The organism is Collimonas sp. PA-H2 (assembly GCF_002564105.1).
Lineage (GTDB): Bacteria > Pseudomonadota > Gammaproteobacteria > Burkholderiales > Burkholderiaceae_D > Collimonas.
On record NZ_PDBX01000001.1, the window covers coordinates 3,161,664 to 3,174,907 of the forward strand.

General features: G+C 55.9%; 12 protein-coding genes and 1 tRNA gene. 6 read left to right on the plus strand and 7 right to left on the minus strand.

Going from position 1 to position 13,244, the window contains the following annotated elements; genetic code table 11:
• Position 1 precedes the first annotated feature (1 nt).
• From BCF11_RS14470 to mscL, 3 genes are all read right to left on the minus strand, one after another.
• A complete protein-coding gene (locus BCF11_RS14470; RefSeq protein ID WP_098495347.1) occupies positions 2-724 on the minus strand; it encodes an anti-sigma factor domain-containing protein in 723 nt (240 codons plus the stop codon).
• Positions 724-1,308 (minus strand): RNA polymerase sigma factor, encoded by a 585-nt coding sequence (locus BCF11_RS14475; RefSeq protein WP_098495348.1) that lies wholly within the window; start codon positions 1,306-1,308, stop codon positions 724-726. Before BCF11_RS14475 ends, BCF11_RS14470 begins: the two co-directional genes overlap by 1 nt.
• 231 nt (positions 1,309-1,539) lie before the next feature.
• Positions 1,540-1,950, minus strand: coding sequence for a large conductance mechanosensitive channel protein MscL (gene mscL, locus BCF11_RS14480; RefSeq protein WP_098495349.1), 411 nt, complete (start codon positions 1,948-1,950; stop codon positions 1,540-1,542).
• A 303-nt stretch (positions 1,951-2,253) separates the two neighbouring features.
• Between mscL and petA the strand changes: the two genes are divergently transcribed.
• From petA to BCF11_RS14510, 6 genes are all read left to right on the plus strand, one after another.
• A complete protein-coding gene (petA, locus tag BCF11_RS14485; protein ID WP_098495350.1) occupies positions 2,254-2,874 on the plus strand; it encodes a ubiquinol-cytochrome c reductase iron-sulfur subunit in 621 nt (206 codons plus the stop codon).
• 3 nt (positions 2,875-2,877) lie between these two features.
• The gene (locus tag BCF11_RS14490; RefSeq protein WP_098495351.1) at positions 2,878-4,281 is read left to right on the plus strand and encodes a cytochrome bc complex cytochrome b subunit; all 1,404 of its coding nucleotides are present in this window, start codon (positions 2,878-2,880) and stop codon (positions 4,279-4,281) included.
• Positions 4,282-4,310: 29 nt separating this feature from the next.
• Positions 4,311-5,093 carry a cytochrome c1 gene (locus BCF11_RS14495; RefSeq protein ID WP_098495352.1) on the plus strand — a complete coding sequence of 261 codons (783 nt, stop codon included), beginning with the start codon at positions 4,311-4,313 and terminating at the stop codon, positions 5,091-5,093.
• Between the two features lie 81 nt (positions 5,094-5,174).
• Entirely contained in the window at positions 5,175-5,786 is a 612-nt protein-coding gene (locus BCF11_RS14500; protein WP_038485359.1) for a glutathione S-transferase N-terminal domain-containing protein, read from the plus strand.
• A gap of 96 nt (positions 5,787-5,882) precedes the next feature.
• Positions 5,883-6,392, plus strand: coding sequence for a ClpXP protease specificity-enhancing factor (locus tag BCF11_RS14505; protein ID WP_098495353.1), 510 nt, complete (start codon positions 5,883-5,885; stop codon positions 6,390-6,392).
• 25 nt (positions 6,393-6,417) lie between these two features.
• Positions 6,418-6,493: transfer RNA gene (locus BCF11_RS14510), tRNA-Thr, on the plus strand.
• A gap of 43 nt (positions 6,494-6,536) precedes the next feature.
• On the opposite strand, the gene BCF11_RS14515 is transcribed toward BCF11_RS14510, so the two are convergent.
• The 4 genes from BCF11_RS14515 to BCF11_RS14535 form a co-directional block, all read right to left on the minus strand.
• Positions 6,537-7,739, minus strand: a complete 1,203-nt coding sequence (locus BCF11_RS14515; protein ID WP_098495354.1) for an ISL3 family transposase — start codon at positions 7,737-7,739, stop codon at positions 6,537-6,539.
• Between the two features lie 838 nt (positions 7,740-8,577).
• Positions 8,578-10,653, minus strand: a complete 2,076-nt coding sequence (locus BCF11_RS28325) for a hypothetical protein (protein ID WP_158229200.1) — start codon at positions 10,651-10,653, stop codon at positions 8,578-8,580.
• A gap of 927 nt (positions 10,654-11,580) precedes the next feature.
• The gene (locus BCF11_RS14530; RefSeq protein WP_098495355.1) at positions 11,581-11,889 is read right to left on the minus strand and encodes a panthothenate synthetase; all 309 of its coding nucleotides are present in this window, start codon (positions 11,887-11,889) and stop codon (positions 11,581-11,583) included.
• A 376-nt stretch (positions 11,890-12,265) separates the two neighbouring features.
• Complete coding sequence (locus BCF11_RS14535; protein ID WP_098495356.1) at positions 12,266-13,195, minus strand: LysR family transcriptional regulator; 930 nt, start codon at positions 13,193-13,195, stop codon at positions 12,266-12,268.
• Positions 13,196-13,244 lie beyond the last annotated feature (49 nt).

A 13,244-nucleotide genomic window follows, 5' to 3' on the forward strand; every position in this document is an offset into this window, starting at 1 on the left:
GCTAGATTTGCACCCAGGCGCCCTTGAAGACGATAGGTCCGGTCGGGCCGTCAGGATTCGGCGATCCACCCTTCGGTTCCAGCGTCACCGCCAGCAGCGGTATCGACTGCGGCGTAGCGTTGGCCGGCAAGGCCAGGCTGACGCTGCCGTCGGCGGCCAGCAGGCCGAGCGAACGTGGCGGGCCTTCTTTCGGCACGGCCCACAGTTCCAGGCTCTTGTCGGCGGCGATCGTTTGCGGCGCCACCAGCTTGACGGTCAGGCGGCCGCCAGGCGCATCGCCGGTCACTACGGCAATCGGCTGCGCCTGATCGTTGCTCAGCATGGCGATATACGAGCTTGCCGCAGGCGCTGGCAGCGGCTGCAATTGCCTGGTCAATAGCAGCGAGGTCAGAATCAGGGCGGCGGTGGTCGAGAACATGCCCAGTCCGCGCCAGAAGCTGATGTCTTCGCGCAGCTCGAACCAGAAGGGGCGTTTGTGTTGCTGCTTGGTGGACAGGCCCAGTTTGGCTTCGATGGCGGGCCAGGTTGCTGCCGACGGCGGCACTGCCGGCGCCAGCTCGGCCATCGGATGCAGCCGGTCCTGCCATTCGGCTACCGCCAGGCGCAGCACATCGTGGCGCCGCAGCAGACTCTCGAAACGGCGCCGTGCGCCGCCCTTGAGCGTACCCAATACATATTCGGCCGCCAGCTTGTCTACCAGGGCAGGGTTGGTCTGGATGTCCATCAGGCGCTCCCCAGCGTGCCGAGGCAGGCTTTGAGGCGCTCCAGGCCGCGCCGTATCCACGTCTTGATGGTGCCTATCGGCAGTTGCATCTGCTCTGCGACTTCGCTATGCGACAGGTCATGATAGAAGGACAGGGCAATGGCCTGTCGATGCAATCCCTCCAGGCGCCCCATGCATGTCGCCAGCGCCTTTGCATCGTCGGTGAGCTGCAGCGCTTCTATCGGTGTCGGATCGGCGCTTTCCATTGCGTTCATGACTTCCTTGTCAAATGTATCGGCATCGATCTCGACGGCGCTGTCGGTGCGGCGCAGGAAGTCGAAGGCCTTGTTGCGCACGATAGTGGTCATCCAGGTCATCGGCGCCGCCAGGCTGGCCTGGTAGCTGTCGGCGTTGTTCCAGATGTTGATGAAGCTTTCCTGCAGCACCTCTTCCGCCCATTCGCGCTTAACTAGTATACGCAGCGCGAAGCCAAACAGTTTCGGAGAAGTCGCGTCATACAGAGCGCGGAAAGCGGCGGCGTCCTTGCGCACGACGGCTGCAAGCCAGATTTTCAATTGTTCCGGTTGCAGGTCGGTAGCAGGCAATTCGGCTTCCTTTTGATGTGGACTGCGTTCGCATTACTGGCGAGGCCTGATTTTGTTGTTGCGTAACCAAGCATCGCTATCTGCAGATTAGCGCATGGGAACTTGTGGCGCAACCGGCAAGCGGCGATCGCATTCCTTCTTGCTCAATTGGTTTAGGCGGCGACCGTAAAAAAGCCCGCTGTCTGGAAGCGGGCTGTTGGCTGAGGCTGTGCTGCTTGCTGCAGGGCGGGGCTATTTTTTCAGGGAATCGCGGATCTCGCGCAGCAGCACGGTATTTTCGGGGTCGGCCGCCGGTGCGGGCGGTGCTTCACCGCGCAGCTTGTTGATGATGCGCACCATCTGGAAAATCACGAAGGCCAGGATGACGAAATTCAGCGCGATAGTGAGGAAGTTGCCATAGGCCAGCACGGCGCCGGCCTTTTTCGCTTCGGCCAGGGTCAGGCCGGCCGCCTGGCCATTCAGCGGAAAGTAGTGGTTGGCGAAGTCGAGGCCGCCGAAAATCTTGCCGACCACCGGCATGATGATGTCCTGCACCAATGAATCGACGATCTTGCCGAAGGCGCCGCCGATGATGACGCCGACCGCCAGATCCATCACATTGCCTTTGAGTGCAAAGGTCTTGAATTCTTGCATCATGCTCATATCGCTTACTCTCCATACTAATGTTGACAGTCGGGAAGATACTGCGATCGCGACCGGATTAAAAGGACAAAATTGTCAATTCTTGTTATTTTCCACCATCTTTTCCCGATCGTTTAGACTTGCTGCGGTGCAAGAATGAGGCTCTGACGGGAATTGTGCCAGATTTAACGGCAGATTCCACACAATTAGCTGATTTTGTACTTGACTGTACGTATTTCCTTTAAAACAGTCTCCGGCTTCGATATAATCTAGGGTTGCTAGAAGTTCCGTGCAATTTTCGTATTTTGACTGATTGGGGTTGGTATGAGTATCGAAAAGCAGGTCGATTCCGGTCGGCGTGGTTTGCTCGTCGCTACATGCGCGGCGGGTGGCGTGGCCGGTCTGGCCACGGCGGGGGCTTTTGTGTCCACGTTCCAGCCGTCCGAGCGCGCGAAAGCAGCAGGAGCGCCAGTGGAAGTGGATATTTCCGGCATTAAACCAGGCGAGATGCAAGTGTTCGAGTGGCGCGGTAAGCCCGTCTGGATCATGAAACGTACCCCCGAGCAAATGAAGGGGCTGGAACATACAGTCTCTGAAATTGCCGATCCCGAGTCGCTCAAGCCCTACACCATGGACTTGCCCGACTATTGCAAGAACAAGTCGAACAACCGCGGCCACGTCGGCCACGAAGAAACCCTGGTGCTGGTCGGTATCTGTCCGCATCTGGGCTGCTCCCCATCCTCGAAATTCGCACCAGGCGCACAGGCTTCGCTGCCGGATGACTGGCAAGGCGGCTTCCTCTGCCCTTGCCATGGCTCCACCTTCGACCTGGCCGGCCGTGTCTTCAAGAACAAGCCAGCGCCAAACAATCTCGATGTGCCACGCTACATGTACCTGTCCGATACCAAGATCGTCATTGGTAAAGACGAGAAAGGTGAGGCTTAAACCATGGCATTCCACGAAAAACAGCTGCCGGCCGATGCCCCCATCGCCGAGAAAGCCTTGAACTGGGTCGATGCGCGTTTCCCCGTGACTTCCACCTGGAAGGCGCATCTGTCGGAATACTACGCGCCAAAGAACTTCAACTTCTGGTACGCGTTCGGTTCGCTGGCGCTGCTGGTGTTGGTGATCCAGATCGTCACCGGGATTTTCCTGGTCATGCATTACAAGCCTGATGCCGCCCTGGCGTTTGCCTCGGTCGAATACATCATGCGCGACGTCCCTTGGGGCTGGCTGGTGCGCTACATGCACTCGACTGGTGCTTCGGCCTTCTTCATCGTGGTCTACCTGCATATGGTGCGCGGCCTGCTGTACGGCTCTTACCGCAAACCGCGCGAACTGGTATGGTTGTTCGGCGTCGGCATTTTCCTGTGCCTGATGGGCGAAGCCTTCATGGGCTATCTGCTGCCATGGGGCCAGATGTCGTATTGGGGCGCGCAGGTGATCGTCAACCTGTTCGGTGCGATTCCATTCATCGGGCCTGATCTGTCGTTGTGGATACGCGGCGACTATGTGGTGTCGGATGCTACCCTGAACCGCTTCTTCTCGTTCCACGTGATCGCGATCCCGCTGGTGCTGATCGGCCTGGTCGTGGCCCACATCATCGCCCTGCACGAAGTCGGCTCGAACAATCCCGACGGCGTTGAAATCAAGGAAAAGCTGGATGCCAAGGGTATACCGCTGGACGGCGTGCCTTTCCACCCATACTACTCGGTGCATGACGTGATGGCGGTTGCGGTCTTCCTGATCGTCTTCAGCGCCGTGGTGTTCTTCGGCCCGGAAATGGGCGGCTACTTCCTCGAGTACAACAACTTCGTCCCGGCCGATTCGCTGAAGACGCCGCCGCATATCGCACCGGTCTGGTATTTCACGCCTTACTATTCGATCCTGCGCGCAGTGACTTCGGACTTCATCATTTATCTGCAAGCCGGCGTTGTTGCCTTTGTCGCGCTGCTGTGGTTCAAGTCGAAGCTGAGCAGCATGATCAAGATTGCCGCCACCGTCGTCGGCGTAGCCATCATCGGCGCCATGTTCATCTTCGACGCCAAGTTCTTCGGCGTCGTCCTGATGGGCGTTTCGGTCATGATCCTGGCCGGCCTGCCTTGGCTGGACCACTCCAAGGTCAAGTCGATCCGCTATCGTCCGAGCTGGCATAAATATGTCTACATCCTGTTTGCGATCACCTTCGTGGTGCTCGGTTACCTTGGCGTGCAGCCGCCATCGGCAATCGGCGGCTATGTATCGAAGGTCTGCACCTTCATCTACTTCGGCTTCTTCCTGCTGATGCCATGGTGGAGCGCCGCGGGTACCTTCAAGCCGGTGCCGGACCGTGTTGTCTATCATCCACACTAAGCACCTGCACTAAGCCAGAGGATAAGAACATGACATTGCTTAAAAGCGCATTGGTAAAAAAATTAATGGCGACTCTAGTGCTGCTGCCGGCGCTTGCCTTTGCCAGTGAAGAGGGCGGTTATCCGCTGGATACCGCGCCGCCGCAGGGCAACAACCTGTCGGCGCTGCAGAACGGCGCCAAGCTGTTTGTGAATTACTGCCTCAACTGCCACTCCGCTTCATCCATGCGCTACAACCGCCTGCGCGATATCGGCCTGACAGAAGAGCAGATCAAGGACAACCTGCTGTTCACCAGCGACAAGGTCGGCGGCCTGATGACCATCGCCATGGCGCCGAAAGACGGCAAGGAATGGTTCGGCGCCACACCGCCTGATTTGTCGGTGATCGCCCGCGCCAAGGCATCCGGCGCCGGCAGCGGTCCGGACTGGCTGTATACTTATCTGCGTACCTTCTACAAGGATGACACCCGTCCAAGCGGCTGGAACAACATGGTTTTCCCTAACGTCGGCATGCCGCACGTACTGTGGGAACTGGAAGGCATTCGTACTGCCAAATACGAAGACGTAAAAGATCCTCATGAAGAAGGCAAGATGGAGCACAAGTTTGTCGGTTTCGAGCAGCTCAAGCCAGGCAAGATGAACAAGGTCGAATACGATGTTGCAGTCGCCGACCTGGTTTCCTATCTTGAATGGATGGGCGAACCCGCTCAGAATACCCGCAAGCGCCTGGGCGTCTGGGTACTGCTGTTCCTCGGCATGTTCTTTGTTCTGGCATGGCGTCTCAACGCGTCATACTGGAAAGACGTTAAGTAGTTCATATCCGCGATTTTGCGGATATGCGTTTTGGGGTGAGCCGTATGGGTCTCACCCTTTTGTTTCTAAGGAACTATAAAAATGATGGTTCTCTATTCGGGTACAACCTGCCCATTTTCACAACGCTGCCGTCTCGTTCTGTTCGAGAAAGGCATGGACTTTGAAATTCGCGATGTCGACTTGTTCAACAAGCCGGAAGACATCTCGACCATGAATCCTTATGGTCAAGTGCCGATCCTGGTCGAGCGCGACCTGATTCTGTACGAGTCCAATATCATCAATGAGTACATCGACGAACGTTTCCCGCATCCGCAGCTGATGCCGGCCGATCCGCTGATGCGCGCCCGCGCGCGTTTGATGCTGTTCAACTTTGAGAAAGAATTGTTTATCCACGTGCACACGCTGGAAAACGAGAAAACCAAAGCAGCAGAAAAGAGCCATGACAAGGCACGCTCGGAAATCCGCGACCGTCTGACCACGCTGGCGCCTTTGTTCCTGAAGAACAAATACATGCTGGGCGACGAGTTCTCGATGCTGGACGTGGCGATTGCGCCATTGCTGTGGCGTCTGGATCACTACGGCATCGAACTGTCGAAGACGGCTGCGCCGCTGATGAAGTATGCTGAGCGTATTTTCTCGCGCCCGGCCTACATCGAAGCGCTGACGCCGTCGGAAAAAGTCATGCGTCGTTAAGATGTTGCTGTTCGCTGTCCTGTATCGCCGCTGGCGGTACAGGACAGCCCTTGCTCAGTTGTTTCTCAATCATTTGTACCGAACCAAGTAGCTGCCATGTCCGAAACCTCTACCAAACCGTATCTGTTGCGCGCCATTTATGAGTGGTGCACCGACAATGGCTACACCCCCTATCTGGCGGCCAGGGTAGATGCGCACACGCGCGTGCCGATGCAGTTCGTCAAGAATGGCGAGATTGTATTGAACATCAGTTTCGAAGCCACCAGCGGCTTGAAAATGGATAACGAGTTCGTCAATTTCAGCGCCCGTTTCGGCGGCGTATCGCGCGACATCTCCGTGCCGGTCGAGAATGTGATCGCCATCTATGCCCGCGAAAACGGCCAGGGTATGGCCTTCGAACCATCGGCCCCGGCCGAGTCCGATATCAGCGGCGTGGCGCCCGAACCCGAACTCAGCGCCGAGTCGTTAGCCACGGTGACGCCGATTTTGACTTCCGTACCGTCGCCAAGCAGCGATGTCAAACAGAATTCGCCTGAAACAGACCCGGAAAAAGATCCGGAACCACCAAAAAAAGGTGGAAGACCTACCCTAACGCGAATTAAATAGGTATAATTGCGGTCTTCGCAGTTTAGCTGGCTTAGCTCATCTGGTAGAGCACCTGACTTGTAATCAGGGGGTGGCGGGTTCAAGTCCTGCAGCCAGCACCAATATCTAAAAGGCCCACCGTTCGGTGGGCTTTTTTTTGGTTCTTCACGGATTACCGGGATAGGCGGCTTTAATCTTCAGGAAGAAGAAGGCGCTATCCCGGTATCCGTATGCCATGCGCTTCATCACTTTGATGCGATTGTTAATTCCTTCGAGCTGCCCTGTGTGCATCGGCCAGCGTACCCTGGCTATGATTCCACGCCAGTAGATTTTGAGCTTTTTGGCAAATTTCTGTAGTGGCTCGATGCTACTGTCATGGGCCATCTTTAGCCAGGCGCGCCAGGCGTTGCGCCAATGCCAAGCGCTAGTGGCCTGCCATAGTTCCTTCAGACTGGCCTTCATAATGTAGACCGTCATCAATGCTTTGTTTGCAGCTAGCAGTTCGTCCAATTTCGGCTGCTGCTCGGACGGCACGTTGCTGCGATTGCGCAACAACAGCCATCGGGCGCGCTTGACGACACGCCTCATAGGGAGATCGCCTTTAAGGCGATTGGCCTCGTCCACGCGCACCCTGTCGATCACCTCCCGACCGTATTTGGCAATCACATGAAACAGGTCGTAGACCACTCTGGCTTGCGGGCAATGCAGCTGGACTTCGAGGTCGAAAGCCGTATTCATGTCCATGGCCACTGCCTTTATATCGGCGCAACGCGCCGGCCCTAGCCATTCAAAGAACACGCGAATTGCCTCTCTGCTACGACCCTCGCCAACCCAGAGAACGCGGCGCGTGTCGGCATCGAGGACAACCGTGGCATAGCGATGTCCTTTGAACAGCGCGAATTCATCCATCACTAGCCTGGTTGGCTGGGCGTCAGGCAGCTCAGCCAATTTACCCTCCAGGCGTTGTCGGTCGATCTTGCGCACCGTTTCCCAGTGCAGCCCGGACAGCTTGCAGACGTGAGCCGCAGGTAGCTTCTCGCACCATAGACCAACGAATTGGGCCAGACGCTGAGTAATGCGTGCGTGCCGATCCAGCCACTTCACACGCTCGGTGCGTGTGCCACAGGAATCGCAGCGCAGCCGCCGAAGATTCACCTGCAGCCACACAGAATCGCCGAGCATCGGCATGTCACGTATGGTGCGCCAGTAGGTCTCGTGAACTTGGGAACAAGATTGCTCACAGCCGGAGCAAATCATTGGCGCGCCGTCAGTGGGCACAAGGCTGATCCAAGTGCCGTCGTCGCGTCGGTCAAAATTCCAGACGCGAAAGCCTTCCCAGAATGGGAGGTCAAGATTATTATCCGTCATTGAAAGCGGTGGGGTTGGGTAGAAACTGTTGGTCGCACAACAAGTTTAAACTTACTTCACCGCTTTCCCATTTCTAGATTACTTCCCGATAATCCGTGAAGAACCTTTTTTTTTTGCGGAGCAAGTTCTAAAGCGCATACGCGCCCAATGACAGCTTCCGACGGCGGATTCAACTGGTGGATGCAACAGATTGATAAAAAATTTCAGCCGGCGTTTTATAGTTTAACGTCTTTCTAGGCCGCTCATTCAATCGCCTCGCCACTGCATTGAGCTTTGCAGGCGCGTGCTGAATAGGAATTGCGGAGTGAAAATCAATTTAACTAGTTGTTTTTATTGAGATTTGGTTCGGACTTGTAATCAGGGGGCGGCGGGTTCAAGTCCTGCAGCCAGCACCAATATCTAAAAGGCCCACCGTTCGGTGTAATGCCGTTCAGTTAAGACTGAACGGCATTTTTATTTGCGGAACTCGTAGGGTGGGCACTCCGTGCCCACGCGGACGGGCCGGGGCACGAATGTCAGGGACACGAATATCCATGATACTGCGTGGGCACGGAGTGCCCACCCTACGCCATGTCGTTCTGCCCTAACTGAACAGCATTACACCGTTCGATGGGCCTTTTTCTTTTGTTCCGAAAAAAGTTATTTTGTAGGTTTTACAAGCTTCCCTCTGCGATGGCGAACATAGCAGGCAGTCGTTGTCGCGGTCGTGTGTCTCAACTGGCCTTGTGCAGCAGGAATCCCATCAATTTCCTCTTTAAAAGTGTCGAAACCAGCTTCGGAAGTACAGGTAAATGTCCGCCCCTACGGATCAAATCATAGGGGCGGGGCAAGTTGCCCTTCAGTGCTTGATCACCGGTGTCGGGCTCGTGTAGTACTGGATCAGCTTGTTGGCAAGCCAGCCGTGGTCGTCGGTGTTGCTGAAGTTCTTGATGACGTTGGTGGTATTGCCTCCACCCCATAGAATCGCGAACACGTTGTTGTTGGCCGCCAGGGCCAACTTGCCGTTGTCGATGCTCCAGTTGTAGTTGTTGGAGAGGTTGTTGTACTCCGTCAAATACTGCTTGTAGGTGGAGTTCGGCGTCAGGCAGTTGTAGGCCGTGGCGCCGCATGCCACGGCGAAGCTGCCGACTGCGGTATTGGTGTTGGTGGAACTGGCCGTACCGGCGATCATATTGGAGAGGTTCGAGGTCAGGTTGCTGTCGCCTAAGAAGTACACCGGCGCGGTGCTGAACACGTAAGAGCCGGCAGTGCCTTGGAATAGCTCTGGCATGGTTTCCTTGGTGTTCGGGATGTGCGAACCAGGGATCTGCCACAGCATCATCGGGATGTTGTTGTTGGCCTTGCTTAGTTGGCCGATTGCCGACAGGAAGTTGTCCCACGAACGGGCGTTGTATAGCGTGGCGGCGCCCGGCGAGGCGCTGTCGTCCATTTCATAACGGTCGAACAGGAAGAAGTCGGGCGCGCTTGTGCCGGTCGTCGATATGGTGCCTGGCGCATTGGTGTTTAACCAGGTCGATACCGGCGTCGAAAAGGTCGAAGCGATTTGCGCGCTAGTCAGGTTCTGGTGTAGCCAGAAACCCGATCCGATGGCCCACATGTTGTCTTGCCAGCCGAACGTGACGGTGCCCTTCGGCGCGAAAGTGCGGATCAACCAGTTGTTGGCCTGGACCCAGCCGGCGAAACCGGCCGGGAAGGTCGGCGTCGGATAGGTCGTGGTGTTGTAGGTCGGGTTGCTGACGCAGGCATTGAACCATGCGCCGACCTGGCTGTAGGCACTGCCGGTGCTGTTGTTGACGCTGGTGTTCCAGAACGGATCGCCTTGGCCGTCAATGCTCCACTCCGGGTAACCGTCGGCCAGCAGCGCTGTCAGGATCTGCACGGGTGTGCCGCTGTAGGTCTTGTTGAGGTAGGGGGCCGAGCCGAGGCCGTTCGGGTTGGACGTGTTGGTGTAGCTGCGCGACGTGGTCATGAGACACATTGCCTGCGCCACGGCCTTGTTCACTGTGCCGGCAGGCAGTGCGGCATTGACTGAACCGATGTAGCCGTTTTGCTGGATGGCGCCGAGCAAATCAGGATTCATCAGCAGCGAGCCGTAGTAGTTCTGCGAATTGTAGCGCACCGGATTCGACGCCAGCATGATGGCGTCCGCTGCCAGGCTAGAGAAGTGCCGGCCCATGACATAGGTGGCGGCCGGATTGGAAGAGCTGAGGCCGGCCGCGCCGTTGGTGAAGTCGTCGAAATTCTGGCCACCGCTCATCTGCGCCGTGTATTCAACGATGGCGACGCGTATGGCGCGCTTGTTGGTCGTGCTCAGCGAATTGAAATCGGCCGTCATGCGATAGGCATTGGTCGGCGGATCGATCATGCCCGGATCGCCGTTGCCGTTGACGCCAGCGTATTTGAAAACAACATCGACCGGCTTGCCGCCAAAGTCGTCGTTGCCGCCGGTGGACGTAGCGGTGGCTGTCGTCGTATCAGGACCACCGATGGCGCCCATTGCTACGTAGGCTGGCCAGCCGGGGACGGATGCGCCTGGCGTTGGAGTAGGTGTTGGCGTAGGTGTAGGTGTAGGTGTAGGTGTAGGTGTAGGTGTAGGAGTAGGAGTGCCGCAAGTGCCGTCGGAAGTCCACGGCTGTCCACTGCCGCTGGCGCCGTTGTTGGTGGAAGGATTGTTCCCTTGCGTCCACCAGTTTGCCGTGTAATTGACGCTACCGTAACTGGCTATGTTGGACCCAACATAGGCGATGGTGGCGTCCCACGCGGCGGCGCAAGCTGGTGCTGCGCTGGCCTTCGCGCTGGCGACAATCTGTTTCTGGCTGGCGCTCGTAGCGTCTGACGAATCGCCGCTGCCGCAACCGGCCAGCATGCCGCCGATCAGCCCCAGCACGACGGTGCTGCATATTTTTGTTTTCATACTTCCTCTCTTCTCGATCAAATGATGATGTACGAGAGGCGAGTCAGGATGTAAGAATGAAAACGAATATGCGGAACGGAAGCAGAATTTCCTCCGGCAAGCGGACTTGCAAGCATTTTGCCGTAACTAGGATAGTTAACGCTGTCATCATGCGGACAAGCGGTAACTTGTTCTGTAATTTCTGTCTCCTACTGCACTGTTGTCAATTTTCCGTAATCCGACAAGCGTCTACGCATTCCCTAAGTCGTGTTCGTTATACGTTTATGTCATTTTTAGACTTGCAGCCGGACTGAGGATGAGATCATCAAAAATGATAGTCAAGTGGTTTAAATTTTTTTCTTGCACAACCAGACCACTTGCAAAACATCCGGAATGCCAATTTGAAAAAAAGAGGAGTTTGAAAAACGGAAGGGGGATTTTTAAGCGCAAATTAATTCAATGTGGCAATGAAATTCAACTCGAGATTTTCTTTCCCTTTGCGCGCCTACGGTAAAAATCAACGCACTGCCAAACGAAGACAAAACCGCCGCATTGAATCTATGAAATACCACTTTTGTGATCCGGCTATGTGGTCTTAGCGAAAATAATTCCTTTGCTCGCGGAACTGACGCTGTCTGACTGATTAAGTGGGGGTAGCTTTAGATGCAAGCCAACAGTGAGGCAATTCTGCGAGAAACTCAACAAGCCAGCGATTAATGCGATGACACGCAGATCGAAGCAGAGCCGGTGTCAGGTAAGGCGAACGCAAGAGAGTCAGGGTCAGGTCTTGCAATGACACACTGATATCAACAGGAGGGAGGGTGCGTAGGAGTCAAATAAATGACCATATGATTTTCGCATATGTGCAATTGCAAGACCTGATCCCACTTTTCCCGGCGAGTATCGCTACTCACGGATTGCGTTGCGCACGCAGTCGTTTCAGGCACCCTAAAATGCCCATTTTCTACCCAGCTCTTCAAGTCCGGCTTTCTTTAAGTCCTCTGGCGTCATGACCACTCTTAACTCCACACTGGCATTAAAAGTCAGAAACCATGGCTCGGCAAGCATAGGAATTTTCGAGGGCTCATCGAGGTTGACGATCAGGATGGCTGTTCGCTGCCCATGCTGTTCGGTGAAATAGGCCGCCTCCGGTTTTAACTCCTCCAGAATCTGGCCCATTTTCTTGCTGGCAGAGCCGTCCCTGATTGCAGTGTTAAATTCGGTGTTAGGAAATTTGACGTTCAATAGCATCCGCACGATTGTCTCCTTAGAGATTTGAATGACTTCCCTGCCAAAGATATTGATACACTCCTGTAAAGCCTTTTCATTGTAGGTTTACTGGTCAATTTAGCCACCCGTTATTTCGAACTAATCTAGTTGCATTCAGGAACTGTCCGTTTTGGGTCGAGGCTGACGGAATGATTGGCTATGCTCCACAAAAATACGTGGTGCTGCACCGGCGTCAGGCTGTAACGGTGTGTGCGTTCTCGATTTGCGGAGAAAATTTACAATCAAGTCATTGATTTTGTTTATTTTTGGCATGGGCTTGTAATCACGGGAGCGACTTCAAGTCCTGCTGCCAGCACCGATATCTGAAAGGCTCGCAACAATGCGCCTCGATGGCCACATACTTTCATCCTGGATTTGAGGCTGTTCCTTCCGATTTGTTGACATGATTCCTTAGTTCATCGATGAACACCCGCGTCTTCTTCGGCCGATGCCGCGCCGCCGGAAACACCGCATGAATCCCGCCGTCCGATAATTCCCACTCCGGCAGCACACGCAGCAGGCGACCAGCAGCAACATGCTCAGCCACCGCAAAATCCGTCAAGACCGCCAGTCCGGCTCCCGCCAGCGCGGTGATGCCGGCGGCATAAGCGGTGTTCGCGGAAAACGTCGAATTGAAGCGTACAGTTTGTTCGGTCGCGTCTTGCTTCTTGAAGGTCCAGGTCAGCGGCTGCGGCAATACCGACAGCGCCACAAACGGCAGGTCTTTCAAATCATCCAGCGTCCGCGGCACGCCAACCCGTTCAAGAAACTGCGGACTAGCCACCAGCCAGTGCTCGAAGTTGCCGATGCGGACTGCCTGGTGGCCTGAGTCGGCCAGCCGTCCTATACGTATCGCCACGTCGATGCCGTCCGCGACCAGGTCGAAGAAACGATCGCCGGCCAGCAATTCTATTTTGAGACGCGGGTAGCGCAGCTGCAGGGCGACAGCCACCGGCGCGACTACCGTCGCGCCATAGTCGATCGGCGCGGTGATGCGCAGGGTGCCGCGCGGCTCCTCCGTATCGTGTCCGGCGGCGGAGATCGCGGTCTCGGCGTCGCTGACGATGCGGCGGCTGGCTTCATAAAAGGCTTCGCCGGCGTCGGTCAGGTTAAGGCGGCGCGTGGTGCGCACCAGCAGGCTGGCGCCGATTTCGCTCTCCAGGCGCTGCATGTGGGTGCTGACCATGGTTTTGGTCAGACCCAGCCGATTGGCGGCGGCAGTGAGCGAGCCGGCTTCCACCACCGTGACAAAGACCAGCAGACGATTGAGATTGACTGAGGAAATATCCGCCATATTGGGTACCTGTTTATTGTCCACTAATGATGGACATTGTTTCAGTAAT